This is a genomic window from Pantoea sp. X-Soil-TKNS-1280 (genome assembly GCF_059730475.1).
Genome location: NZ_AP035962.1, coordinates 2932691 through 2959276, shown reverse-complemented (window position 1 = coordinate 2959276; position 26586 = coordinate 2932691). Strand labels below are relative to the sequence as shown.

At 56.2% G+C, this 26586-nt stretch carries 23 protein-coding genes; 16 read left to right on the top strand and 7 right to left on the bottom strand.

The genetic code is table 11. From position 1 onward, the window contains the following. Positions 1 to 9 precede the first annotated feature (9 nt). From nuoI to AC6I8X_RS13620, 9 genes are all read left to right on the top strand, one after another. A complete protein-coding gene (gene nuoI, locus AC6I8X_RS13660) occupies positions 10 to 552 on the top strand; it encodes an NADH-quinone oxidoreductase subunit NuoI (protein WP_013509879.1) in 543 nt (180 codons plus the stop codon). Between the two features lie 10 nt (positions 553 to 562). After that, on the top strand, positions 563 to 1114 hold the full coding sequence (gene nuoJ, locus AC6I8X_RS13655; protein ID WP_299445336.1) for an NADH-quinone oxidoreductase subunit J: 552 nt from the start codon (positions 563 to 565) through the stop codon (positions 1112 to 1114). Further along, complete coding sequence (gene nuoK / locus AC6I8X_RS13650) at positions 1111 to 1413, top strand: NADH-quinone oxidoreductase subunit NuoK (protein WP_013509877.1); 303 nt, start codon at positions 1111 to 1113, stop codon at positions 1411 to 1413. Before nuoJ ends, nuoK begins: the two co-directional genes overlap by 4 nt. Next, on the top strand, positions 1410 to 3245 hold the full coding sequence (gene nuoL / locus AC6I8X_RS13645; protein WP_084876112.1) for an NADH-quinone oxidoreductase subunit L: 1836 nt from the start codon (positions 1410 to 1412) through the stop codon (positions 3243 to 3245). The genes nuoK and nuoL overlap by 4 nt, the downstream gene beginning before the upstream one ends. A 91-nt stretch (positions 3246 to 3336) precedes the next feature. Next, a complete protein-coding gene (gene nuoM / locus AC6I8X_RS13640; RefSeq protein WP_299445355.1) occupies positions 3337 to 4857 on the top strand; it encodes an NADH-quinone oxidoreductase subunit M in 1521 nt (506 codons plus the stop codon). Positions 4858 to 4863: 6 nt separating this feature from the next. Then, positions 4864 to 6327 carry an NADH-quinone oxidoreductase subunit NuoN gene (gene nuoN, locus AC6I8X_RS13635; protein WP_299445357.1) on the top strand — a complete coding sequence of 488 codons (1464 nt, stop codon included), beginning with the start codon at positions 4864 to 4866 and terminating at the stop codon, positions 6325 to 6327. 119 nt (positions 6328 to 6446) lie between these two features. Then, positions 6447 to 7793, top strand: a complete 1347-nt coding sequence (locus AC6I8X_RS13630) for an HdeD family acid-resistance protein (protein ID WP_313685646.1) — start codon at positions 6447 to 6449, stop codon at positions 7791 to 7793. After that, positions 7790 to 8902, top strand: coding sequence for an MFS transporter (locus tag AC6I8X_RS13625; RefSeq protein ID WP_497839976.1), 1113 nt, complete (start codon positions 7790 to 7792; stop codon positions 8900 to 8902). The genes AC6I8X_RS13630 and AC6I8X_RS13625 overlap by 4 nt, the downstream gene beginning before the upstream one ends. A gap of 30 nt (positions 8903 to 8932) precedes the next feature. Then, the gene (locus AC6I8X_RS13620) at positions 8933 to 9382 is read left to right on the top strand and encodes a GNAT family N-acetyltransferase (RefSeq protein WP_313685650.1); all 450 of its coding nucleotides are present in this window, start codon (positions 8933 to 8935) and stop codon (positions 9380 to 9382) included. A gap of 28 nt (positions 9383 to 9410) precedes the next feature. Here the strand turns inward: AC6I8X_RS13620 and AC6I8X_RS13615 are convergent, their stop codons facing one another. Next, positions 9411 to 11069, bottom strand: a complete 1659-nt coding sequence (locus AC6I8X_RS13615) for a glucan biosynthesis protein D (protein WP_313685652.1) — start codon at positions 11067 to 11069, stop codon at positions 9411 to 9413. A gap of 274 nt (positions 11070 to 11343) precedes the next feature. Between AC6I8X_RS13615 and elaB the strand changes: the two genes are divergently transcribed. Continuing rightward, positions 11344 to 11652, top strand: a complete 309-nt coding sequence (gene elaB / locus AC6I8X_RS13610) for a stress response protein ElaB (RefSeq protein WP_084876105.1) — start codon at positions 11344 to 11346, stop codon at positions 11650 to 11652. Between the two features lie 134 nt (positions 11653 to 11786). Beyond that, on the top strand, positions 11787 to 12983 hold the full coding sequence (locus tag AC6I8X_RS13605; RefSeq protein ID WP_299445369.1) for a nicotinamide mononucleotide deamidase-related protein YfaY: 1197 nt from the start codon (positions 11787 to 11789) through the stop codon (positions 12981 to 12983). A gap of 94 nt (positions 12984 to 13077) precedes the next feature. Here AC6I8X_RS13605 and yfaE read toward each other — a convergent pair whose 3' ends face one another. The 5 genes from yfaE to lsrR all read right to left on the bottom strand — a co-directional run bounded on the left by yfaE (position 13078) and on the right by lsrR (position 19909). Further along, positions 13078 to 13338 (bottom strand): class I ribonucleotide reductase maintenance protein YfaE, encoded by a 261-nt coding sequence (gene yfaE / locus AC6I8X_RS13600; protein ID WP_208715892.1) that lies wholly within the window; start codon positions 13336 to 13338, stop codon positions 13078 to 13080. 2 nt (positions 13339 to 13340) lie between these two features. Next, the gene (gene nrdB / locus AC6I8X_RS13595; protein WP_313685657.1) at positions 13341 to 14471 is read right to left on the bottom strand and encodes a class Ia ribonucleoside-diphosphate reductase subunit beta; all 1131 of its coding nucleotides are present in this window, start codon (positions 14469 to 14471) and stop codon (positions 13341 to 13343) included. A 79-nt stretch (positions 14472 to 14550) separates the two neighbouring features. Next, positions 14551 to 16836, bottom strand: a complete 2286-nt coding sequence (gene nrdA, locus AC6I8X_RS13590) for a class 1a ribonucleoside-diphosphate reductase subunit alpha (RefSeq protein WP_313685659.1) — start codon at positions 16834 to 16836, stop codon at positions 14551 to 14553. A gap of 475 nt (positions 16837 to 17311) precedes the next feature. After that, a complete protein-coding gene (lsrK, locus tag AC6I8X_RS13585; protein ID WP_497839975.1) occupies positions 17312 to 18889 on the bottom strand; it encodes an autoinducer-2 kinase in 1578 nt (525 codons plus the stop codon). Positions 18890 to 18937: 48 nt separating this feature from the next. Beyond that, the gene (gene lsrR, locus AC6I8X_RS13580; protein ID WP_299445379.1) at positions 18938 to 19909 is read right to left on the bottom strand and encodes a transcriptional regulator LsrR; all 972 of its coding nucleotides are present in this window, start codon (positions 19907 to 19909) and stop codon (positions 18938 to 18940) included. Between the two features lie 217 nt (positions 19910 to 20126). Between lsrR and lsrA the strand changes: the two genes are divergently transcribed. Genes lsrA through lsrG form a run of 5 tightly spaced genes read left to right on the top strand, consistent with a single transcriptional unit; the run spans position 20127 to position 25030 of the window. Further along, positions 20127 to 21662 carry an autoinducer 2 ABC transporter ATP-binding protein LsrA gene (lsrA, locus tag AC6I8X_RS13575; RefSeq protein ID WP_497839974.1) on the top strand — a complete coding sequence of 512 codons (1536 nt, stop codon included), beginning with the start codon at positions 20127 to 20129 and terminating at the stop codon, positions 21660 to 21662. Continuing rightward, a complete protein-coding gene (gene lsrC, locus AC6I8X_RS13570) occupies positions 21662 to 22705 on the top strand; it encodes an autoinducer 2 ABC transporter permease LsrC (protein ID WP_497839973.1) in 1044 nt (347 codons plus the stop codon). Before lsrA ends, lsrC begins: the two co-directional genes overlap by 1 nt. After that, entirely contained in the window at positions 22702 to 23715 is a 1014-nt protein-coding gene (gene lsrD / locus AC6I8X_RS13565; RefSeq protein ID WP_299445385.1) for an autoinducer 2 ABC transporter permease LsrD, read from the top strand. The genes lsrC and lsrD overlap by 4 nt, the downstream gene beginning before the upstream one ends. Before the next feature lie 5 nt (positions 23716 to 23720). After that, entirely contained in the window at positions 23721 to 24728 is a 1008-nt protein-coding gene (gene lsrB / locus AC6I8X_RS13560; protein WP_409521715.1) for an autoinducer 2 ABC transporter substrate-binding protein LsrB, read from the top strand. 11 nt (positions 24729 to 24739) lie between these two features. After that, positions 24740 to 25030, top strand: a complete 291-nt coding sequence (gene lsrG / locus AC6I8X_RS13555) for a (4S)-4-hydroxy-5-phosphonooxypentane-2,3-dione isomerase (protein WP_497839972.1) — start codon at positions 24740 to 24742, stop codon at positions 25028 to 25030. A gap of 803 nt (positions 25031 to 25833) precedes the next feature. Here lsrG and ubiG read toward each other — a convergent pair. Then, complete coding sequence (gene ubiG, locus AC6I8X_RS13550) at positions 25834 to 26559, bottom strand: bifunctional 2-polyprenyl-6-hydroxyphenol methylase/3-demethylubiquinol 3-O-methyltransferase UbiG (protein ID WP_299445389.1); 726 nt, start codon at positions 26557 to 26559, stop codon at positions 25834 to 25836. Positions 26560 to 26586: the final 27 nt, after the last annotated feature.

Here is a 26586-nt window from a genome sequence, read left to right as displayed (position 1 = left end):
GGTTTTGAGATGACTTTAAAAGATATTGTCGTTGGCTTCGGCACGACAGTGCGCAGTATCTGGATGATAGGCATGCATGCCTTCGCCAAACGCGAAACCCAGATGTACCCGGAAGAGCCGGTGTACCTGCCGCCACGCTACCGTGGCCGCATCGTGCTGACGCGCGATCCGGACGGTGAGGAGCGTTGCGTTGCCTGTAACCTGTGTGCGGTAGCGTGTCCGGTAGGCTGTATTTCGCTGCAAAAAGCCGAAATGCAGGATGGCCGCTGGTATCCGGAATTCTTCCGCATCAACTTTTCACGCTGCATCTTCTGTGGCCTGTGCGAAGAAGCCTGTCCGACTACGGCTATCCAGCTGACCCCGGATTTCGAACTGGGTGAGTTTAAGCGTCAGGATTTGGTGTACGAAAAACAGGATCTGTTGATCTCCGGGCCGGGTAAATATCCGGAGTACAACTTCTACCGCATGGCGGGTATGGCAATTGACGGGAAAGGCAAAGGCGATGCTGAAAACGAAGCCAAACCGATCGACGTCAAAGGTTTGTTACCTTAAGGAGCCAGGTATGGAATTTGCGTTTTATCTTTGCGGACTGGTGGCGGTGCTGACGACGCTACGCGTCATCACTCACACCAACCCGGTACATGCGCTGCTGTACCTGATTGTTTCGCTGCTGTCGATTGCGGGTGTGTTCTTTTCGATGGGCGCTTACTTTGCCGGTGCGCTGGAAATTATCGTCTACGCCGGTGCCATTATGGTGCTGTTCGTGTTCGTGGTGATGATGCTGAACCTTGGCAAAACCCAGCAGGATCAGGAGCGCGAGTGGCTGAAGCCATCGCTGTGGATTGGTCCTGGCATCGTGTCCTTACTGCTGCTGGTGGTGATGATTTATGCCATCAGCACCGCACACGATCAGGGTATTGATGGCACCGTTATTGACGCCAAAGCGGTGGGTATCAGCCTGTTTGGTCCTTATGTTCTGGCTGTGGAGCTGGCGTCGATGCTGCTGCTGGCTGGTCTGGTTGTGGCCTTCCATATCGGACGTGAAGAGCGTCAGGGCGAAGTGTTAAGCAACCGTCCGGCAGAGGCGCAAGGGAATAAGGAGGAGCACGCATGATCCCGTTACAACACGGCCTGATTCTGGCTGCTGTGCTGTTTGTTCTTGGCCTGACCTCACTGGTGCTGCGCCGTAACCTGCTGTTTATGCTGATTGGTCTGGAAATCATGATCAACGCTGCCGCGCTGGCGCTGGTGGTGGCAGGCAGCTACTGGGGGCAAGCGGACGGCCAGGTAATGTACATTCTGGCCATCAGCCTCGCGGCGGCGGAAGCCAGTATTGGTCTGGCGCTGCTGCTCCAGCTCTATCGTCGTCGTCAGACGCTGAACATTGATACTGTGAGCGAGATGCGCGGATGAATCTTCTCTATTTAACCGTTTTATTTCCGCTAATTGGCTTCGTGCTGTTGGCATTTTCCCGTGGTCGCTGGTCGGAGAACCTGTCTGCCGCTGTGGGGATGGGCTCAGTCGGTCTGGCTGCCCTGACCACTATTTTTGTCGGCATGGATTTCTTCAGCCAGGGGCAGCAGCCGTTTACGCAGGCGCTCTGGACCTGGATGAACGTCGGACACTTCGACATCAAAGTCAACCTGGTGCTGGATGGCCTGTCGCTGACGATGTTGTCCGTGGTGACCGGAGTTGGCTTCTTCATCCACATGTTCGCTTCCTGGTACATGCGCGGTGAAGAGGGATACTCACGCTTCTTCGCTTACACCAACCTGTTTATCGCCAGCATGGTGGTTCTGGTGCTGGCCGATAACCTGATGCTGATGTATCTCGGCTGGGAAGGGGTGGGGCTGTGTTCCTATCTGCTGATCGGTTTCTACTACAGCAACCCGGAAAATGGCAAAGCAGCAATGAAAGCCTTCATCATTACCCGTGTGGGTGATGTGTTCCTGGCTTTAGCCTTATTCATCCTCTACAACGAACTGGGTACGCTGAACTTCCGCGAACTGATGGAATTGGCTCCGGCGCACTTTGCGGCTGACAACCATATGTTGCAGTGGGCTACCCTGCTGTTACTGGGTGGTGCGGTGGGTAAATCAGCACAGCTGCCGTTGCAGACGTGGCTGGCGGATGCGATGGCCGGTCCGACGCCGGTTTCTGCACTGATCCACGCCGCGACCATGGTGACGGCGGGTGTCTATTTGATCGCCCGTACGCATGGCCTGTTCCTGCTGACGCCGGATGTGCTGCATCTGGTCGGTATCGTGGGGGCTATCACCCTGGTGCTGGCGGGTTTTGCCGCGCTGGTGCAGACCGATATCAAACGCGTACTGGCTTACTCGACCATGAGCCAGATTGGCTACATGTTCCTGGCACTTGGTGTTCAGGCGTGGGATGCGGCGATTTTCCACCTGATGACCCATGCGTTCTTTAAAGCGCTGCTGTTCCTCTCTTCAGGTTCAGTGATTCTGGCCTGCCATCACGAGCAGAACATCTTCAAAATGGGTGGTCTGCGTAAGAGCATCCCGCTGGTGTATGCCTGCTTCCTGGTGGGTGGTGCGGCACTGGCCGCGCTGCCGCTGATTACCGCAGGTTTCTACAGTAAAGATGAAATCCTGTTTGGTGCGCTGGCCAATGGCCACATCAATCTGATGGTTGCCGGTCTGGTCGGGGCGTTCCTGACTTCTATCTATACTTTCCGCATGATTTTCATCGTCTTCCACGGCGAAGAAAAAATTCATGCCCATGCCGGTAAAGGCATTACTCATCATCTGCCGCTGATTGTGCTGCTGGTGCTTTCGACCTTTATTGGTGCGCTGATTACTCCACCGCTGGCAGGTGTTCTGCCGCAGAACGAGTTTGGTGAAGGCGGCAAAGTGGGGCTGGAAATCACCTCTGGCGTGGTGGCTATCGTCGGTATCCTGATTGCTGCGGCGCTGTGGCTGGGCAAACGTCAGCTGGTGACCCGCGTTGCCAACAGTGCACCGGGCCGTTTCTTCGGTACCTGGTGGTTTGCGGCCTGGGGCTTCGACTGGCTGTACGACAAAGTGTTCGTTAAGCCATTCCTCGGCATTGCCTGGCTGTTGCACCGTGACCCGCTGAACTCGCTGATGAATCTGCCCGCGCTGATTTCACGCGTTGGCAACAAGGGGCTGGTGGTCAGCGAAAACGGCTATCTGCGCTGGTATGTGGCGTCCATGAGTGTCGGTGCTGTGGTCGTTCTGGCCCTGCTGCTGGTGGTTTAAAAAGATTGATGGGCGGGGTGGCGGTCTTTCCTTCACCCCAGTCGAGAAAGTAAAAATTGCCTGATAAAGGCAAAAAAAAGGGAAGTACGCCGTGTTATTACCTTGGCTAATAATCATACCTTTTCTCGGTGGCTTGCTGTGCTGGCTGGCCGAGCGCCTTGGCGCGAAGGTGCCGCGCTGGATCGCCCTGATCACCATGGGGCTGACGCTGGTGCTCTCTATGCAGCTGTGGTTGCAGGGAGGCTATTCACTGACGCAGGCGACAGGAATGCCGCAGTGGCAATCAGAATATTCGGTGCCGTGGATCCCGCGTTTCGGTATCCATTTCCACCTGGCGATTGATGGTCTGTCGCTGCTGATGGTGGTGCTGACCGGTCTGCTCGGTCTGATGGCGGTACTCTGCTCCTGGAAAGAAATTGAGAAATATCAGGGCTTTTTCCACCTCAACCTGATGTGGATCCTCGGTGGCGTAATTGGCGTGTTCCTCTCCATCGACATGTTCCTGTTCTTCTTCTTCTGGGAAATGATGCTGGTGCCGATGTACTTCCTCATCGCGCTCTGGGGTCATAAAGCGTCGGACGGGAAAACCCGTATCACCGCCGCCACCAAGTTCTTTATTTATACCCAGGCATCGGGTCTGGTGATGCTGATTGCCATCCTGGCGCTGGTGTTTGTGCACTACAACGCCACCGGTGTGTGGACCTTCAGCTACGAAGAATTGCTGAAAACGCCGATGTCCCACACCGTGGAATATCTGCTGATGCTGGGCTTCTTTATCGCCTTCGCGGTAAAAATGCCGGTGGTACCGTTGCACGGCTGGTTGCCAGATGCGCACAGCCAGGCACCGACAGCCGGTTCGGTGGACCTCGCCGGGATTCTGCTGAAAACCGCCGCTTATGGTCTGCTGCGCTTCAGTCTGCCGCTGTTCCCGCATGCCTCGGCGGAGTTTGCACCGATTGCTATGTGGCTGGGCGTCATCGGTATCTTCTACGGTGCCTGGATGGCGTTTGCACAGACAGATATCAAACGCCTGATCGCTTACACCTCTATCTCGCATATGGGCTTCGTGCTGATTGCTATCTACACCGGCAGCCAGCTGGCGTTCCAGGGTGCAGTGGTACAGATGATTGCGCATGGCCTGTCCGCCGCTGCGCTGTTCATCCTGTGTGGCCAGCTGTATGAACGTCTGCACACCCGTGATATGCGTCAGATGGGGGGCTTGTGGTCACGCATCAAATGGATTCCGGGACTGTCGCTGTTCTTTGCCGTCGCCAATCTGGGTATGCCGGGCACCGGTAACTTTGCCGGGGAATTTATGATTCTCACCGGCAGTTTCCAGGTAGTGCCGGTGATTATCGTGATTGCCACTTTTGGTCTGGTATTCGCCTCGGTCTATTCACTGGTGATGATGCAGCGCGCTTATTACGGTGAAGCAAAATCACAGGCGCCGCTGCCAGGCATGTCACCGCGTGAGTTCATTATGATTATGGTTCTGGTGGTGCTGCTGGTTCTGCTCGGAGTGTATCCGCAGCCGATCCTCGACACTTCCCATGCTGCAATGAGCAACATTCAGCAGTGGTTTACCGCTTCAATTTCAACTACAAGGCCGTAATTCGCCATGACAATAACTCCTCAACAATTGATCGCGTTACTGCCGCTGTTGATCGTCGGATTGACGGTGGTGGTTGTGATGCTGTCCATTGCGTGGCGACGCAACCATTTTGTTAATGCCACGCTGACGGTCATTGGTCTTAACCTGGCGCTGCTTTCTCTGTGGTTTGTTGCCCATGTCGGGCCAATGGATGTCACGCCGATGCTGCGTGTCGATGGTTACTCTATCTTCTACACCGGGCTGGTGATGCTGGCGAGTCTCGCGACCTGCACCTTCGCTTATCCGTGGCTGGCCGGTTTCCCGGACAACAAAGATGAGTTCTATCTGCTGGTGCTGATTGCGGCACTCGGCGGTATCGTGCTGGCCAGCGCCAACCATCTGGCGGCGCTGTTTATCGGTATCGAACTGCTGTCACTGCCGCTGTTTGGTTTGATTGGTTACGCTTTCCGCCAGAAACGTTCACTGGAAGCGGCACTGAAATACACCATTCTGTCGGCAGCAGCGTCATCGTTCCTGTTGTTCGGTATTGCGCTGATCTATGCCGACTCCGGTAGCCTGAGCTTTGTTCAGCTTGGTAAAAGCCTGAACGACAGCATGATGCAGCAGCCGTTGTTGCTGGTTGGCCTCGGCATGATGATTATCGGTCTCGGCTTCAAACTGTCGCTGGTGCCGTTCCATCTGTGGACGCCTGATGTGTACCAGGGCGCACCTGCTCCGGTTTCAACCTTCCTGGCGACCGCCAGCAAAATCGCTATCTTCGGCGTGATCATGCGTTTGTTTATGTACGCGCCGGTGACCGACAGTGAAGCCGTACGCACCGTGTTGGGTGTCATTGCCTTCGTTTCCATCCTGTTCGGTAACCTGATGGCGATTTCGCAGAGCAACATCAAGCGTCTGCTGGGTTATTCCTCCATCGCCCACCTGGGTTACCTGCTGGTGGCGCTGATTTCGGTGAAAACCCATCAGCTGTCACTGGAAACTGCCGGGGTGTATCTGGCTGGTTACCTGTTCAGCAGCCTGGGTGCCTTCGGTGTGGTCAGCCTGATGTCCAGCCCGTATCGTGGCCCGGATGCCGACACCCTGTACTCTTATCGTGGCCTGTTCTGGCACCGTCCGATTCTGTCAGCGGTGATGACCATCATGATGCTGTCGCTGGCGGGTATCCCGATGACGCTGGGCTTTATCGGTAAGTTCTACGTGATCGCTTCGGGTGTGAATGCGCACCTGTGGTGGCTGACCGGCGCGGTGGTGGCGGGTAGCGCCATCGGTCTTTACTATTACCTGCGTGTCACGGTGAGTTTGTACCTCAGTCCGCCGGAACTGCACACGCGCGATCGTGATACCCCGGCCAACTGGGCCTTCACTGCCGGTGGGGTGGTGGTATTGATTTCCGCCATTCTGGTCCTGCTGTTGGGTGTCTATCCGCAGCCGCTCATTACGCTGGTGCAAATGGCACAGCCGCTGATGTAAGCATTATGCTACTGACAAATCAGGCCTGCGGGCCTGATTTTTTTTGCCTGTTATCTCAGACAACCCCGCCACCGATTGCTAACTTTTAAGTCATGTTCATCCCGCTGCGCTGAGGTAATGTGATTAAGTTGATCTTTCTGCTGACCGGTGCCCAGGTGATCCGGCGACGCTGGTATTGGCTGGCTTTGACTGGCATGGCGTTGCTGCTACTGGCGGCATTGATCTTCTACGATATTGCCAGTGACGGCTTGCTTTCGGTTCCACTGGATATGCTCGCGCTATTTTTTATTATTGAAGGCATGGTGCAGATGACACTCGCCTTTATCCGCGAAATGCGCATTGATGGGTTGACCCTGCTCAAGGCGCTGGGCTTGTGGTGTATCGGCTTTTTGATTCTCAATATTCCGCAGGATAACAATGATGTATCGGCAGTGCTGTTTGGCATCGCCTTTATGATTGATGGTTTGTTCCGCTTCGTGGCCGCCATCGTGTTACGTGGCTGGCGCTGGAAGAAGCAATGCGTTACCGGCGTGGTGGAATGGATTATCAGTATTCTGATCATCAGTGACTGGCCGTTTCATCATCACATCGCCGTACCACTGTGTTTCTCGTTACTGTTGCTAAGTATTGGCACCACGTTGCTACAGATGGCGCGTCAGGCACACCTGCTGACGGCCAACAGCACGGTGACCACGCTACCCCTGTTTAAGGTGGGCGGATTGCGACAGTGGCACAGCAGCCAGTATGTGCATCCTCCTTTTCCCCTTCAGCCACCTCCCCAGCTGCTCAAGGTCTATGTCTGGACTCCGTTAGGTTCTATCAGGCTGCGCGAGAGTTACCGGTTAATTAATCGCTATATCGCTGCGGTTGATCAGCACGGGGTGATATCGACCGGGCATACTTCGCTGGCGGTCGGAGAGGGTCTGTATATCAGTCACTATCCGCTCGAGGATATTGATCGCGACAGTAGTAACTTCCGCGCAGTGTTACGCTCGGGTGAGCATAACGATGTTGCGGGGCGCTTCCTGGCCTCTCTGTCACTGGAGGTGGCTGACTGGTGTCAGCCCGATAAACAGATCCTGTTTTCACATTACAATTTTAAGGCCTTGCAAAATTTCTGGCACAGCTACCGGCTGGACAGTACCTACAACCTGACGGCACGTAATTGCTCATCTGCGGTGATACAGGCGCTGGATGTGGCGATTGAGGGGATTCTGGCACGACAGCCGTATGCCGGCTTACGCCTGCTGGCTGACCCTAATTTTTGGCTATTAGGCGTGGTACGCGGCAGGGCAGAGGAGATGGCCTGGACACCAGGCCTGGTGCTGGATTACGTGCGTCTGCTCAAGCGGGTGATTGAACCGCAACCTATCAGGTTGTGGCCAGTGCGTCTGTGGCAGAGCTTGCGCTTACGTTTTACCTTATGGCAGCAGAAGCGGACGCCTTCGCGCAGCGTGATAAAATGACGCGTAATCGCGCGATGATCCTCCTCGCCATTACCATCTTTGGTTTGACCTACGGCTTAAGTGCGCCTTTGATTGCGCTGCGGCTATCAAAGGCGGGATACAGTGAAACGCAAATCGGCATCAATGCGGCGATGCATGCGCTGGGCGTGCTGCTTATCGCGCCAGCATTGCCCGCTCTCATCCGTCGTTTTGCACCTAAATTCCTGCTTACCCTGTCGCTGCTGGTCACGGTGTTGTTGTTGATCCTTTTTCCTGTGCTACCGATTAGCAGCAGCTTCTTGCTGCGGCTGCTGTTGGGGATGGCCTCAGAAGTGATTCTGGTGGTGACGGAAACCTGGCTGAATCAACAAGCTGCGGAGCATAACCGGGCAAAAATGCTGGCAACTTACACCGCGATGCTGTCAGCAGGATTCGCGCTCGGTCCTTTTATTCTGACGATACTGGGCAGTGGTGACGGCGCATTTATCACTGGCGCGGCCTTATCTGCCCTTGCTGTGTTGGCGCTGTGCGCCAGCGGCAAACTGCATTTCAGCGCGGAAGAGGGGACACCGCGAAAACTGTCGCGCTGGCTGCGCTTGTTACCTCTGGCGCTGGCGGCGACCATCCTTAATGCGGCGCTGGAAGCGGCGGGGATGAATCTGCTGGCGTTGTACGCCATCAATCTTGGCTGGTCTGAAGGACAGGCGACATCGTTGATTACCATTTTAATGGTTGGGGCGATCCTGTTGCAGCTCCCGATCGGCTGGCTGGCCGATCGCATGGATCGTCATCACTTAATTGTCTGGCTGGCGGCGTTGTCCACCCTCGGGGCGCTGTCCTGGCCGTTCGCGCTTCAGTCGCTATGGCTGGCGCGCTTGCTGCTGTTTTGCTGGGGCGGAGTATTTGTCGGTATTTACACGGTTATCATCACGCTGGTGGGGCAGCGTTTTCAGGGTTCGGAACTGGCAGCGGCCTATGCCGCGTTGTCAGTGGCCTGGGGGATTGGCGCTTTTATTGGTCCGGCATTGGGTGGGCTGGCAATGTCGCTGACGCTGCACGGCTTGCCGTGGCTGGCGGCGCTGTTATGTGCTTTTTTTACCGGTTTTGCACTACAACAACGACGTACGTGAGGTAAATTAACCGCCCAACAAGGAGGCTTTATGGAAATTAACTGGCTGGATATTCATCATCGTGATTTGAGCCTGCAACAACTTTATGCGCTGCTGGCGCTGCGCAGTGAAGTATTTGTGGTGGAGCAGCAATGTCCTTACCTTGATGTCGATGGGCAGGATCTGGTGGCGGAGAATCGTCATCTGTTAGGTATGTATAACGATGAACTGGTGGCTTACGCGCGGCTGTTATCACCTGCGGATGCACAAAGCCCGGTGAAGATAGGTCGCGTTATCGTTTCGGATCGCGCGCGTGGTAATAATCTGGGCAACCGTTTAATGACCCAGGCGTTGCAGGCTTGCCAGCAGCACTGGCCGCAACATACACAATTCCTCTCAGCCCAGGCGCATCTGCAATCGTTCTATGGTCGCCATGGCTTTGTCGCGGTGAGTGACGTCTATCTGGAAGATGATATTCCGCATATCGACATGCAAAAATAATGGCGAGGTTTGCACCTCGCCATGTTTATCAGCCCGGCGTCATCTGCCGGTCGTCAACGTATTTACGCTGGTCTGGCGGTGGCGGGAAGTACTGATACAGCCAGGTTTCACTCAGGGTTTCGTCTTTGGTACGCAGGAACAGGCGCATATCCACCGGCTTGGTGGAATCGCTGTTCGGATACCAGTCAAACAGGATGCGGTAACCGTCCAGCGGCTCCACGTAGAGAATCTCAACCTGTTTAATGGTACCGGCAGACACGGTGATCACCGGTTCGATACCCTTCGGTGCAGCGGCTTTCAGGTCGCCACCAACGAAATCCACCGCAAAGCGACGGCACCACTGATCCGGGAAATGTTCGCCCGGTGCCCAGCCTTCCGGGAAGCCACCGATGCCGGTGCGGGTGGCATCGACACGCGCCAGACCGCTACGCACCGGCGGCAGGCCACTCCAGTACAGTTTGTACTGGAAGTTGAATTCGCTGCCAGCTTTGACTGGTTCAGCCGGTTGCCAGAAGCAAACGATGTTATCCAGCGTTTCACCGGTGGTGGGGATTTCCATCAGATTGATGGCCCCTTTCCCCCATTTGCCAATCGGCTCGACCCACAAGCTCGGACGTTTGTCGTACCAGCCAATCACATCCTGATAATCTTTAAAGTCATGATTGAGCTGTAACAGGCCAAAGCCACGCGGGTTCTCATCCTGATAGGCGTTGAATTGCAAACGCTGCGGATTGTTCAGCGGACGGGCGATCCATTCGCCATTACCGGTCCACATCGCCAGACGATCGGAGTCATGGATCTGCGGATGATAGGTATTACACATCCGGCGTTCGTTGGTGCCGCAGCTGAACATGCTGGTCATCGGTGCGATACCCAACTGACGGATCTCGTTGCGGGCAAACAGGTGGTTTTCCACCTCCATCACCACGCGTTCTGCTTCGCAGTGAATGGTGAACTTGTAGGCACCGGTGACGCTGGCACCATCCAGCAGGGCATACACCACAAAGGTGGTGTCTTCGGCTTTCGGCGTTTCAAACCAGAAGGCGGTGAAGTCCGGGAACTCTTCATGGCCGTTGCTGAAGGTATTCACCGCCACGCCACGCGCGGAAAGGCCGTATTGATAAGTTTCATCGACGGCGCGGAAGTAGCTGGCACCGAGGAAGGAGACGATATCGCGACGCGCCAGCTCCGGCTTTTTAAATGCACGGAAACCCGCAAAGCCAAGATCGGTTTTGCCGACCAGCTGTTTGGTATCAACGTTGGCGTTGTTGTAGTTGAACAGCTCCGGGCGGAAGTGGATTTCACGCGCTTCGCGGCTGTCGGCATCGACGGAAAACATCCGGATACGGCGTTTAAACCCCATGCCAACGTGGAAAAATTGCACATCCAGCTCGCGATTGGGGATGTTATTCCACAGCGAATGGTTGGCGTCGTACTGAATTTCGTTATAGGCCTGCGGGGTCAGATTGGCCAGGGTGTCAGGCAGCGGGCCAGGCGCGCCACCCCAGGGCTGTCTGGCGAGTGCGGCGGCTTTCTTTTTCAATACATCGAAATCGAAGCGAACCGCAGTGCCGTCGGCGATGCCATCATCGGCCCAGGCGGACTGCGCAAACAGCGTGGACAGACCCGTCATGCCGCTCAGGGCAGAGAGGGCCATTGACGCTTTCATAAACTTTCTACGATTCATGCCAGAAATCTAATCCTTAGCTGCTCGGGTTTAAGGTGACTGCCGTGCATCATGCACACATTTCAGACCTGATAGCTTCAGGCTACAGGGGGATACGACAGTCGCCGAATGAAAAAATTCAGTCCGAAGAAATTTATCAGATTAATCAGGGAAGCGAAGCAGATTTCAGATCTTTACGCTTTGGCGACGAAACTCGGGCGATTCCTGGCCGCTTCTGGTTTTTAGTGACTATAGTTAACCGACAGGTAAGTTAAATACATGGAGGAACTGCGTAATGTCATCTTCAGATCAATTTGAAAGCCGTCTTGATGACGATCTGGCCCTGCTGACCGAAACGCTGGAAGAAGTGCTGCGTTCGTCAGGTGACCCGGCCGATCAAAAGTATATCGAACTGAAAACCAAAGCGGAGCAGGCACTGGAAGAAGTGAAATCACGCGTCAGCCAGGCCTCTGACAGCTACTACTATCGGGCGAAAAAAGCCGCTTATCGTGCCGATGATTATGTGCATGATAAACCCTGGCAGGGAATTGGTATCGGTGCCGCCGCCGGGTTGTTCTTAGGGTTGCTGCTGGCCCGCCGTTAATGCTTTTCCGGGCGTGAATTCTTCGCGCCCATTCATCCTGTCTTACTGAAAATACCCCGCTTCCGCACCCACAGTGATTGTGTTTCTCTCGCCTGGTTCCTACAGTAAAGCGACAGGGAATAAGGAGAATAAACGTGATACGAGTTGAAATGCTCTCAACGGGCGATGAAGTGTTACATGGGCAGATTGTGGATACCAACGCTGCCTGGCTGGCTGATGTGTTGTTTCAGCATGGTTTGCCGATGACCAGCCGCAGCACGGTAGGGGATGCTCTGCCATCGCTGGTGGAGGCGCTCCAGAGCCGTAGCCAGATTGCCGATGTGCTGATTGTCAATGGCGGCCTTGGCCCCACCAGCGACGATCTCAGCGCCCTTGCGGCGGCTACGGCCAGCGACAGCCATTTGGTGCTGCATCAGGAATGGCTGGAGAAAATGGAGGCCTGGTTTGCCGGACGTGGGCGCATCATGGCACCGAGCAACCGCAAGCAGGCAGAAATTCCCGCCAACGCCGAATTGATTGATAACCCGGTAGGCACCGCCTGTGGTTTTGCACTGCAACTCAATCGTTGCTGGATCTTCTTCACCCCGGGCGTACCCTCCGAATTTAAAGTGATGGTCGAGCAGGAGATTCTGCCGCGTCTGAAAGCACGCTTTGAATTGCCGGAGCCACCCTTGTGCCTGCGTCTGACTACCTTTGGTCGCGGCGAAAGCGATTTAGCGGCGGAACTGGAGCCGTTGCCGTTACCGGATGGCGTGGTGATGGGGTATCGCTCCTCAATGCCGATTATTGAAATCAAACTCACCGGCCCGGCCAGCCAGCGTGTGGCGATGGAGCAGGTGTGGCAACAGGTCAAACTGCAACTGGCAGAATGCACCATTTTTTATGGCACCGAGGGCCTACCGGCGTTGCTGGCGCGTGAGCTGGCAGCGCGTGAGTTAACGCTGGCGATCAGCGAATCGTACACCGCTGGCTTGTTGCAGTGGCAGCTGGCTTCAGCAGAGGTACCGTTACGGGCTGGCAATGTATTGCCATCGCTGCCGGAAACGCTGGAGCAGCAGGTGCAGCGCATCCGTGATTTCGCCGGGCAGCAGCAGGCCGATGTGGCGCTGGCCGTGGGCACTTTGCATGAAGGGGAGGTGTCGATTGCGCTGCACACCCCGCAAGCCAGCTGGGGTCAGCGGGTGAAATTCAACCATGGGCGGCATAACCTGGAGATTCGCCAGAAGGTGGTGGCGATGATGGCAATGAATATGCTGCGCCGCTGGCTGCATGGCAGTGAAGTCAGCACCGGACACGGTTGGATTGATGTGCTGGAAACGGTGAAGATTTAAACGATCTCGTAGCGGCGCGATTTATCGCGCAATTCTGTGCGCTGTGCCAGGAAAATCCGCACGATAAATCGTGCCGCTACAAATCGTGCAAAAGTTACAGCTCGATCTCAATCTCGCCTTTGGCTTTACAACAGCAGGGCAAAAACTCGCCCTGCTGAATAAACGCCAGCGGTGTCTCGGCGTACTGCACTTCACCCTTCAGCAAACGCATCCGGCAGGAGCCGCAGTAGCCCTCGCGACACTGGAATTCAACGCACAAGTTATGCGCTTCGAGCGTGGCGAGCAGGTTGGGATGTTCTTCTGCGCACTCCAGCCGGGTGCCGGAGCTGCGCAGAATGACGACAGAACGGCTCATGCTTACAGCTGGAAGTCGTTGAAGTCGTCTTCGCCCACTTCAGAGTCGATCTGACCCACCAGATAAGAGCTGACTTCCACTTCCTGCGGTGCAACCTGCACGTTATCAGACACCAGCCAGCTGTTGATCCACGGAATCGGGTTGGAGCGGGTCTGGAAAGGCAGATCAAGACCGACCGCCTGCATACGAATATTGGTGATGTATTCGATGTACTGGCACAGAATGTCTTTGTTCAGGCCGATCATCGAGCCGCCGCTGAACAGGTATTCTGCCCACTCTTTTTCCTGCTCGGCTGCTTTCTTGAACAGGTCGTAACATTCGTCACGGCACTCTGCGGCAATCTCTTTCATTTCCGGATCGTCTTCACCGCTGCGCATCAGGTTCAGCATATGCTGAGTCCCGGTCAGGTGCAGCGCTTCATCACGGGCAATCAGGCGGATGATTTTGGCGTTACCTTCCATCAGCTCGCGCTCGGCAAACGCAAAGGAGCAGGCGAAGCTGACATAGAAGCGAATCGCTTCCAGTGCGTTCACGCTCATCAGGCAAATGTAGAGTTGCTTCTTCAGGCTGCGCAGATTAACGGTGACGGTTTTGCCCGCCACCTGATGAGTGCCTTCACCCAGCAGATGCCAGTAGTTGGTCATCTCAATCAGGTCATCGTAGTACTTAGAGATATCCTGTGCACGGGCGAGGATCTGCTCGTTAGTGACGATGTCATCAAACACCAGCGCCGGATCGTTAACGATGTTGCGGATGATGTGGGTATAGGAGCGCGAGTGGATGGTCTCGGAGAACGCCCAGGTTTCGATCCAGGTTTCCAGTTCCGGGATCGAGATCAGCGGCAGCAGCGCCACGTTCGGGCTACGACCTTGAATCGAATCCAGCAGCGTCTGATACTTCAGGTTGCTGATAAAAATGTGTTTCTCGTGTTCCGGCAGCGCCTGATAGTCGATGCGATCGCGAGAAACGTCCACTTCTTCCGGACGCCAGAAGAAGGAGAGTTGCTTCTCGATCAGCTTTTCGAAGATGTCATATTTCTGCTGATCGAAACGGGCAACGTTGACTGACTGACCGAAAAACATCGGCTCTTTCAGCTGGTCATTCTTGGTTTGCGAGAATGTGGTGTAAGCCATAGGGATGTCCAAATGTGAACGGGCCGACAGCTGTCGACCCCGAAACAAGGAGGGCGGAGCCGCGTGCTCCGCCCTTTAATTAAATCTTACAAGCGCCGCTTTCGCAGCCGTCATCCTGAATGGAAGGGGCCAGATCGTCCTGCGCATCCTCAGCACCGTCACGGGTGTTTTGGTAGTACAGAGTTTTCACGCCAAACTTGTAAGCGGTCAGCAGATCTTTCAGCAACTGCTTCATCGGCACTTTGCCGTTGGCGAAGCGGTTTGGATCGTAGTTGGTGTTCGACGAAATTGCCTGGTCGATAAACTTCTGCATCACGCCAACCAGCTGTAAATAGCCGTCGTTGGAAGGCATTTCCCACAGCAGTTCGTACTGATCTTTCAGACGCTCATATTCCGGCACCACCTGGCGCAGGATGCCATCTTTCGAGGCTTTGATGCTGATATGACCGCGCGGCGGTTCGATACCATTGGTGGCGTTCGAAATCTGCGACGAGGTTTCAGACGGCATCAGTGCAGACAGCGTGGAGTTACGCAGGCCGTGGGTTTTGATCGACTCACGCAGCGTTTCCCAGTCAAGATGCAGCGGCTCGTTGCAGATACTGTCGAGATCCTTTTTATAGGTATCGGTCGGCAGAATGCCCTGCGCATAGGTGGTCTCATTGAACCACGGGCAGGCACCTTGCTCTTTCGCCAGCTCGTTAGACGCCTTCAGCAGATAGTACTGAATGGCTTCGAACGTTCTGTGCGTCAGGTTGTTGGCGCTGCCATCGGAGTAACGAACACCGTTTTTCGCCAGGTAGTAAGCGAAGTTAATCACACCAATACCCAGGGTACGACGACCCATAGCGCCACGTTTAGCGGCCGGGATCGGGTAATCCTGGTAGTCGAGCAGGGCATCCAGGGCGCGTACGGCCAGGGTCGCCAGTTCTTCCAAATCGTCGAGGCTGTCGATCGCACCGAGGTTGAACGCAGAAAGCGTACACAGGGCGATTTCACCGTTTTCGTCGTTGACGTCATCCAGCGGCTTGGTCGGCAGGGCGATTTCCAGGCACAGGTTAGACTGACGTACCGGCGCAATAGCCGGATCAAACGGGCTGTGGGTGTTGCAGTGGTCAACGTTCTGGATGTAGATACGGCCGGTTGAGGCTCGTTCCTGCATCATCAGAGAGAACAGATCGACCGCCTTCACGCGCTGTTTACGGATGCTGTCGTCTTTCTCGTAAGTGGTGTACAGACGCTCAAATTCGTCCTGATCGGCGAAGAAGGCATCATACAGGCCAGGCACGTCAGACGGGCTGAACAGGGTGATATCTTCACCTTTCAGCAGGCGCTGGTACATCAGCTTGTTGATCTGCACACCGTAGTCCATATGACGGACGCGGTTGCCTTCGACGCCACGGTTGTTTTTCAACACCAGCAGGCTTTCAACTTCCAGATGCCACATCGGGTAGAACAGCGTCGCTGCACCACCGCGCACGCCACCCTGCGAGCAGGATTTGACCGCCGTCTGGAAATGTTTATAGAACGGGATACAACCGGTGTGGAACGCTTCACCGCCGCGAATCGGGCTGCCCAGCGCACGGATGCGACCGGCGTTGATACCGATACCGGCACGTTGGGAAACGTATTTCACAATGGCGCTGGAAGTGGCGTTGATGGAATCCAGGCTGTCGCCACATTCGATCAATACGCAGGAGCTGAACTGACGCGTCGGGGTACGTACACCGGACATAATTGGCGTCGGCAGCGAAATCTTGAAGGTAGAGACCGCGTCATAGAAACGCTTAACGTAATCCATGCGCGTGTCGCGCGGATAGCCGGAGAACAGGCAGGCAGCCACCAGAATATACAGGAACTGCGCGCTCTCGTAGATTTCACCGGTAACGCGGTTCTGCGCCAGGTATTTACCTTCCAGCTGCTTCACTGCGGCGTAGGAGAAGTTCATGTCGCGCCAGTGGTCAATAAAGCCGTCCATCTGCTCGAATTCTTCTTTGCTGTAGTCTTCCAGCAGATGGCGATCGTATTTGCCCATCTCGACCATTTTGACTACCTGGTCGAACAGCGTCGGCGGCTCAAACTGGCCGTAGGCTTTTTTACGCAGATGGAAAATCGCCAGGCGTGCGGCGAGGTACTGATAATCCGGGGCATCGCGAGAAATAAGGTCTGCAGCGGCCTTGATGATGGTCTCATGGATGTCGGAGGTCCGAATCCCATCATAGAACTGAATGTGAGAACGCAGTTCAACCTGTGACACGGAGACGTTGTTCAGCCCTTCGGCTGCCCAGTCCAGTACACGGTGAATTTTGTCGAGATCAATGCGCTCCTGGCGGCCATCGCGTTTAGTAACGAGCAGACTTTGGTTCATGTCGCGTTTTTACCTTTGCGTGAGTATCCAAAAATTAAAAGAAATCCCGGTTTATGCACAGCATATTCATTGTGAATAATGTTGTGGATAAACACTATATCTAGGGGGTGAAGGGTAAAACCATAACAACATGGAGGCATATTTTAGTATTTTAGCGCGGGTTAACAAGAGGAAAAAATGATGTTTGCAGGGGTTGTAATTTTTGCGAAATTTCTTAGGCCTTGTCTTATAAGGCCCGACATCATGTCAACCGGAATGCAGATTTTTTTCAGAACTTGATCGAGCGCGTATTTCTTATGCAATCCACTCCACCAACTCAAATTTCTGGTGAAAAAATGGCAGGATAAGCTACGCAGATACGGATTTTTCCGAGTTAACTGATGAATTTTTTATGACTGGCCGCAGATACGGTTGTCATCATTGTGCCCGTCGCGGCGCGAGAAATCACGCCGCGACGGAGCAGGATAAGGCATTGTTACAGCCCTGGCGCTTTCCACATTGACGTGGTCAGCCCGTTATCCACCAGCGTCAGCTGGTCAGCATACACCTTCTGCCAGACGGATTTTTGCTGCTGATAGAGCGCATGATGAGCGGCATCGGGATGAAATTCCCGTTCCCAGCGCACCAGGTCGCGTCCGGTCTCCGCCAGGTTGCTGTAGAGGCCGGCAGCGACCCCCGCCGCAATGGCGCAGCCCAGCGCGGTCGCTTCTTTTACCTGCGGCACTTTTACCGTCAGACCGGTCACGTCACTTAAGATTTGGCTCCACAGCTTCCCTTTGGATCCGCCGCCTGCGAACACCAGATGCGATGCCCGCACGCCGGAAAATTCTGCCACCTGATCAAGATTGCAGGCTGAAACAATGGCGGCGTTCTCCTCCAGCGCGCGGAACAGGGTTTGCTTATTACAACGTTCCGGGTCGATGGAGAGATTAATGAACGACGGAGCGGCGTGATACCACTTATTAAAGTGCATCGCGTCAGAGAATACCGGCATTACCCCCCAGGCACCGGCCGGAACGCGGGCGGCCATCTCCTCCAGCAGGCTATAGCAATCAACCCCCAGCCGTTCCGCCAGCAGTTTCTCCTCACTGCAAAAGGCATCACGGAACCAGCGCATGGTCAGGCCGGTAAAAAAGCTGATGGCTTCCGCCTGCGCCATGCCGGGAATGACGTGCGGATTGATACGAATATTCATCGCCGGATCGACCTGCGGCTGTGGCAGATTCACTACCTGCTGCCAGAAGGTGCCACCCAGCACCGCTGTCTCTCCGGCCCTGACCACCCCCAGCCCCAGCGTGCCCAACTGGACATCGCCACCGCCCATCGCCACCACTGTGCCTTGTGCCAGGCCACAGGCCTTGGCTGCGTCGGCAGTGACGTACCCGAGCGGGGTACCGGTTTCCGCCACGGGTGACAGCATATTGCCGCGTAAACCGGCCATCTCCAGCAGTTCCGGCCGCCAGTTGCGGCTGCGTAAATCGAGCAGGCCGGTTGTTCCGGCATTGGAAGGATCAACCGCCAGCTCGCCACTGAGGCATTTTGCCAGCCAGTCGCTGATCATGGTCAGGGTGGCGGCCTGGCGATAGATATCCGGACGGTGATGCGCCAGCCACAGCAGGCGCGGCATCGCACCCAGCGCCAGGGTTTGTCCGGAGCACTGGTAGATTTCGCGTTCAAACTCGCCGTGATGGATTTCTTTGAGTTCGCTGACTTCACGACTGGCGCGGGCATCAACGTTGGCACAGGCCCAGATCGCCTCACCGGCCTTGTTATACAACACGATACCTTCACGCATCGAACAACAGGCTACGCCACGGATGGCGCTGGCAGGGAGCTGCGCCTGTTGCAGCGCCTGGCGAATGCACTGGCAGGCCAGCTGCCAGTTTTTGCTCAGGTCAAATTCCATCGAACCGGGCACATCGGGTATGGCCAGGTGCTGCCATTCGGCCTGGGCGACGGTAATTTGCTCACCTTGCAGGTTAAAAATCACCGCGCGAATGCTGCCGGTGCCGGCGTCGAGCGCCATTAAATGCGGGGCATGGGATAGCGTCATCTCAGTAACTCCTGCAAAAAATCTGACCGGATCGACCCCGCCGCAGGGCTACTGCAATAACGCCAACATCGCGCGGGCTGTGTCCTCTTCTGTTACCAGGGCATTAATGCGCGCCCCCTTCAGGGCGGCAATGATGGCTTCTGCTTTTTCGGTGCCGCCTGCCACGCCTACCACGACAGGTATCGTCGCCAGCTCGGCAGGACTGACGGCTATCAGTTCATCATGGATCGGCATGGACTCAGCCAGTTGTCCATCGGGACGCATAAAGAAGCCGAGAATGTCACCCACCGCGCCTTTGCGACCATACATCAGCTGTTCTCCCTCGCTGATATAACCCGAGCGTAAAATGGTGGCCTGCTGCTTTTGACTGAGCGCACCAATGCCGACAATCGCCACATCAGCAGCACAGGCGGTGAGCATCACGTCCTGTACGCTGCGCTCCTGACGCAGGATTTGCGCCACGCTGGCGCTGGAAGCGCGCAGCGGTGCCGGAATAATGCTGATGCCACAGGCCGGATCAAGCTGGCCGATGCCAGTCATATACGGCCCGACGCCGCCCGAGAGAGTCACCATGCGGATCTGCTGCGAAGCGATAAAACCGCTCAGATGTTGCAGGGTGTTCATACTGGTTTCGCCAAACCCCACCCCCAGCAACTGTTGCGGCTGGAGTAACGACATCAGCATCTGGGCGGCACCCACCCCCAGCCGCTGGCTAAGATTCGGGCCGTGAAGCTGCGGCAGCACCCGTACCTGCTTCAGACTGAAGCGTTCGAGCAGGGCATGTTCCAGTGCCAGACATCCCTCAAAACGCGAATTAATCTGTACGCGGATCACTCCTGACTGGCGTCCTTTCTCCAGCAGGCGTGAAACTTTCAGGCGAGTCAGACCAAGTCGCTCACCAATTTCATTCTGTGTCAGTCCGTCGTGGTAATAGAACCAGGCGGTACGCGCCAGTAGCTCTTCTTCACTCATACTGTTTTCCACAGTGAGACCCGTTGCCGGGCTAAGATCGCTTTTCATGATGAACACTTTATAAAAAGTAAATCAATTGTTCGTTTTGGTTGTTGAAGGAAATGTGACCGTGCTGGCAGTTCGCACAACAAGTCAGCCACAATCATACGCGCCATGTTGGCGAAATAACAATCTGTGACCGCTGCGAGAGTTTTATCGAAAAAGCTTATCCAGGATTGTGAACATAATGTTATTTAAAAATCATTTGTTCTTATCGGGAGCGGCAATGGTGCAGGATCAGGTCAATCGGCAATCCAGCTTGCTGTTACACATCACTGCGGTCTGTAAGGCGTTTTCCGGTGTGCCGGTGCTACGTGGCATCGATTTTCAACTGCATGCGGGGCAGATTCACGCCTTGCTCGGTGGCAATGGCGCAGGCAAATCAACGCTGATGAAAATCATTGCCGGAATCGAACAACCGGATAGCGGCACGCTTACCCTCGCTAATCAGCCCCTGACGTTAATGACCCCGGCCAAAGCACATCAGTGTGGTATCTACCTGGTGCCACAGGAGCCATTGTTGTTCCCCAGCCTGACGGTGCGCGAGAACATCCTTTTTCGCCTGCCGCGCGCCCAGGCGGACAACCAAAAACTGCAAACCTTACTCAGCCAGATGGGCAGCGCGCTGCCGCTGGACGCACTGGCCGGTACCCTGGCGGTGGCTGACCAGCAACAGGTGGAGATTCTGCGTGGCCTGATGCGCGACGCCAGAGTGGTGATTTTCGATGAGCCAACCGCGTCATTAACCCCGGTGGAAACCGATCGCCTGTTCCGCCTGGTGCGACAGCTGGCCGGGCAGGGCGTGGGGGTGGTGTTCATTTCCCATAAGCTGCCGGAAATTCGGGCGCTGGCGCATCAGGTCAGCGTGATGCGTGACGGTTGCGTGGTGTTACAGGGCAGCATTAATGCGCTGGATGATGACGCGCTGGTGGCGGCAATGATGCCGCCCGAACGACAAGCCCCACTGAGCGCTGAGCAGCAGCTGTGGTTACAGGCGGGTAACGTGCCTGCGGAGCAAAAAGGCCAGGTGCTATTGCAGGTTGATGAGTTGAGTGGTGAAGGTTTTCGTCAGATTTCGTTGCAGGTGAAAGCGGGGGAAATCCTCGGTCTGGCGGGCATTGTTGGGGCCGGGCGTACCGAACTGGCGGAAACGCTGTACGGATTACGCACCGCCAGCAGCGGCACGGTCCGTTTGCAGCAGCAGGATCTGTTGTCGCTACCGACAGCCGCGCGTCTGCGCGCCGGGCTGGTTTATCTGCCGGAAGACCGGCAAACCTCCGGCCTCTATCCGGATGCACCGCTGGCGTGGAACGTCACCGCATTAACGCTGCCACGGCGCAGCTGGTGGCTGCGGCCCCGGCAGGAGAGGGCTGTGCTGACACGCTACCAGCGCGCGCTGGGGATCAAATTCAGTCACAACGACCAGCTGGCGCGCACGCTTTCCGGGGGGAATCAGCAAAAGTTATTGCTGGCAAATTGCCTCGAGGCGATGCCGAAAGTCCTGATCGTCGATGAACCGACGCGCGGGGTGGATGTGGCCGCTCGCGCTGATATCTATCAGTTGTTGCGATCGGTGGTGGCGCAGCAGATCGGCCTGATCATTATCTCTTCGGATCTGGATGAGGTCGCGCTGCTGGCGGATCGCGTGGTGGTGATGCATCAGGGTGCGCTGGTGGGCGAATTATCCGGAGCGGCGGTGAGTGCGGAACATATCATTCAGATGGCCTGGGGTCGTAGCGCTCAGGCAGCAGGAGAATACTGATGCTGAAATACCTGCAAACCCACCGGGAGCTGAGCACCCTGTTGGCGATCCTGCTGTTGTTTATGCTGCCCTGGCTGCTGGATCGTCAGAACGTTAGCCTGCAATTAGTGGGGATGATTTTTGGCAGTGCGCAGATCGCCATTCTGCTGGCGATGGGTGCCACGCTGGTGCTGCTGACGCGCAATATTGATGTGTCCTGCGGTTCCACCATGGGGCTGTGTGCTGCGGTGTTGGGTGTTCTGTTGAATCAGGGAGTCGCACTGCCGCTGGCCTGTCTGTCAACGCTGGGCACCGGTATGTTAGCCGGATTGTTTAATGGTGTACTGGTCACCGGGCTGCGTATTCCGGCGATTGTCGCCACCCTGGGCACTCTCGGGCTTTATCGCGGCCTGATGCTGTTGCTGACCGGTGGCAAATGGATCGAAGGGTTGCCGGAGCAGCTGAAAACCCTGGCCGCGCCGGTAGTGGCGGGGCTGTCACCGCTGGGCATCATGATTTTGCTTATCGCGCTTACGATGATGTTGTTCCTCGCGCGGACCGCTGCCGGCCGCAACTTTTATGCCACCGGTGATAATTTGCAGGGCGCGCGTCAGCTGGGCGTGCCGGTCAATCAGGTGCGTTTACTGGCTTTCACTGCTAACGGCGCGCTGGCGGCGCTGGCCGGGATGGTGTTTGCTGCGCAAATTGGTTTTGTGCCCAATCAAACCGGCACCGGGATGGAGATGAAAGCCATCGCAGCCTGTGTGCTGGGCGGTGTCAGTTTACTGGGCGGTTCGGGGACCCTGCTGGGGGCGATACTCGGTGCCTGGTTCCTGACGCAAATCGATAGTGTGCTGGTGCTGCTCAGGCTACCGGCATGGTGGAATGATTTTATCTCGGGACTGGTGCTGCTGGCGGTGCTGGTGATTGACGGACGCTTACGCCAGGCGCTGACCCGCCGTCTGCATCGGCAAAAGTACGCCCGTTTTTTATCCCCTCCGGCACGAAAAAAAACCGTTAAACCACCGCCGACAGCGGCCTCGCGCCGGGGAGCGACCGAATGAAGCGCTATCTGAACTGGGAAGGCGCGCTGGCGCTGCTGCTGGTGCTGGAAATCCTGCTGTTTGGCTGGGGTAATCCACGCATGCTGAACATCGACACCCTGCTATTCAGCACCAGCGATTTTATCACCGTCGGCATTGTCGCCTTGCCGCTGACGCTGGTGATTGTCAGTGGCGGTATCGACATCTCCTTTGCCGCGGTGACCGGCTTATGTGCTATCGCACTCGGTATCATGCTGCAAAGTCACTGGCCTTTACCGGTTGCTTTACTGTGTACGCTGTTGCTGGGCAGCCTGTGTGGCTGGCTCAATGGCGCGCTCATCCTCTGGACCGGCGTGAACCCGCTGGTGATCACCCTCGGCACGCTTTATCTCTACGGTGGCGGTGCGCTGCTGCTTTCCGGGCTGGCCGGAGCGACCGGCTTTGAAGGGATCGGGGATTTTCCGGCGACCTTTACCGATTTAGCCAATCTCACCCCGCTCGGCATACCGATGCCACTGCTGTTGTTTACGCTGCTCTGCTTGTTGTTCTGGCTGCTGATGCACCGGACGCGTACCGGACGCTATGTGTTTTTGCTCGGCCAGAACCTGCGTGCGGCGCGCTATGGCGCGTTGCCGGTCAACCGCACGTTGCTGCTGCTTTACAGCCTGGTCGGGCTGGCATCGGCGCTGGCGGCGGCGGTGATGAGCGCGTACTTCGGCTCGGCGCGTGCCGACCTCGGTGCGCCGCTGTTAATGCCTGCGATCACGGCGGTGGTGCTGGGCGGTGCCAATATTTACGGTGGGGCGGGTTCGGTGCTGGGCACCGCGCTGGCCACGCTGGTCATCGGTTTTTTGCAGCAGGGTTTGCAAATGGTGGGAGTGTCGAGTCAGGTCAGTAGCGCGCTTTCTGGCGCACTGCTGATTCTTGCGGTGATCGGACGCTCCTGGAGCCTGAATCCAGGCATTGTGCGCCAGCTTAGCCGGCGTTTGCGTGCGCGATTCACGCGCGATCGCGCATCTTACCAGGAGTAAAAATCATGAAAATGCAGCGGTTATCTCTGGCCCTGTGCTGTGTCCTCGGTGCCAGTCTGAGCGTTCAGGCAGCCGAACGGATCGCCTTTATCCCCAAGTTGGTGGGGGTAGGGTATTTCACCAGCGGCGGCAAAGGGGCCACCGAGGCCGGAAAAGCCCTCGGCGTTGATGTGACCTATGATGGCCCCACCGAGCCGAGCGTTTCCGGCCAGGTGCAGATGATCAATAACTTTGTTAATCAGGGTTATAACGCCATCGTCGTAGCCGCGGTTTCGCCAGACGGCCTGTGCCCGGCGTTGAAACGCGCGATGCAACGCGGTGTGAAGGTGCTCACCTGGGACTCCGACACCAAACCGGAATGCCGCTCGATTTATATTAATCAGGGCACCCCTGCGCAGCTGGGTGGCATGCTGGTGGATATGGCTGCCAGCCAGGTGAAAAAGGATAAAGCCAGGGTCGCGTTCTTCTATTCCAGCCCGACGGTGACCGATCAGAATCAATGGGTAAAAGAAGCGAAAGCGAAGATCGCCAAAGATCACCCTAACTGGGAGATTGTCACCACCCAGTATGGCTATAACGATGCCACCAAATCATTGCAGACGGCGGAGGGGATCCTGAAATCCTGGAGCGATCTGGATGCGATCATCGCCCCGGACGCCAATGCGTTACCGGCTGCGGCGCAGGCAGCGGAAAACCTTGGGCGTAAGGATGTGACCATTGTTGGGTTTAGCACCCCGAACGTGATGCGACCCTATGTTAAGCGCGGGACGGTGCAGCAGTTCGGTCTGTGGGATGTGGTGAAGCAGGGCCGGATTTCGATTGCGGTGGCGAATCAGTTGCTGAAAGGCGATCTCAATCCTGGAGACAGTTTACAGGTACCGGATGTGGGCAAAGTGACGGTCTCCGACAACAGCGTGCAGGGCTACAATTATGAAGCCAAAGGCAACGGTATCGTGCTGTTGCCTGAGCGCGTGGTGTTTACCAAAGACAACATCGACAACTACGATTTTTAAGGAGAACGTGAATGGAAGTCACTCTGGTGGAGATCAACGTAAAAGCCGACTGTATCGACGAATTTTTACGAGTATTCCAGGCAAATCATCTTGGGGCGGTACAGGAACCTGGCAACCTGCGTTTTGATGTTTTGCAGGACAGTAACGTGCCGACGCGTTTTTTTATTTATGAAGCTTATGCGGATGAGGCGGCGGTGCTGGCCCATAAAAAAACATCGCACTATCTGGTTTGTGTGGAGGCGCTGGAGGCGCTGATGACTGAACCAAGGAAGAAAACGGTGTTTAAAGGGATATATCCGTGATGGTTACGGGCAGGCCCGTGTTCGGAGTGTTTTCGTTCGCTACGGGCTGAGGGAGTTTCAGTTCGCCAGTGCGGCGACCGAGCAAAGGGGACCTGGCCGTCCCCTTTGCATTCCCCGGCCTTGCGCCGCCTGCCTCGCCGCTTCGCGGCTTTTTCGCGCGATAAATCGCGCCGCTACAACTTCCGACGGACCGGCGTCGATTCGCTCCTGCTCAACGCCGCCTTTCGCCGCATCCATGCGGCTCATCCTGGAATCGTTCCCGCGCTCAGCGAGTCCGGATGGCGCCCAGCAGCCGCTGCCACATCAATGCTTTTCTGTGCTTTCGCCATGGCTGCCTGCGCGATAAATTGCGCCGCTACAAAGGATTGCACGTAACGTAGCGGCGCGATTTATCGCGCAATGCAGACAGCGCCGGGCGTGCAGGCGGGGAGGGTGGCGGCATTCGCAGCGCCGAGTGCAGAGTGAAGGCCAGGACGAGCCGCAAGGATGCGGCGAGAGGGCGGCATGAGCCATGGATGGCGAATCCGCGCGGTCCGTCAGGCCTGAGTGATAAGCGAGGGAACAGCGCGTAGCGCTGCGCGAGGACGCCGCAGGGCGCGGATTGCAAAGGTCCGCGCCCTCGGACCTTTGCCCGTCCGCCTGCACAGGCGGCCCTGAAACTGCCTAAAGCCTGGCGGGCGGAACCTTCTCATAGCTAAACCGCTGCTGCCTGGCGGGCGGAACCTTCTCATAGCTAAACCGCTGCTGCCTGGCGGGCGGAACCTTCTCAGAGTCAAACTGCTGCTGATGGGCGCAGGGCCGCCTTAATCCTGCCGGTGCGTATGCACCATATAATTCACATCGACGCCACGACCCAACCGGAACTGATTGGTCAGCGGATTATAATGCAAACCAATCATCCCCTGCTCACGCAGCGGGGTTTCATCCACCCAGTTCAGCAACTCCGCCGGACGGATAAACTTCTTCACGTCATGCGTGCCGCGCGGCACCATGCGCATCACATATTCGGCACCAAACACGGCCAGCAGCCAGGCTTTCGGGTTGCGGTTGATGGTGGAGAAAAAGACTTCGCCGCCAGGTTTCACCAGCTGCGCACAAGCCAGCACCACCGAACGTGGGTCCGGCACATGCTCCAGCATCTCCATGCAGGTGACCACGTCATATTGGCCCGCATGGCTGAGGGCATGATCTTCCACCGTTTGCTGCACGTAGTTGACGCTGATACCGCTCTCCAGCGCATGCAGACGCGCCACTTCCAGCGGTTCAGCACCCATATCTAACCCGGTGACTTCTGCGCCTTCGCGCGCCATGCTTTCCGCCAGAATGCCGCCGCCGCAGCCTACATCCAGCACCTTCTTGCCAAACAAACCATTGCTGTGCTGGGCAATCCAGCCAAGACGCAGGGGATTAATGCGGTGTAACGGCTTAAATTCACCCTCTAAATCCCACCAGCGCGATGCGACTGCCTCAAACTTGGCAATTTCGTTGTGATCGACGTTCTGGCGGCTTTCCTGCGGTTGTTCATTCATTGAATCATGACTCCAGACAAAATGTGG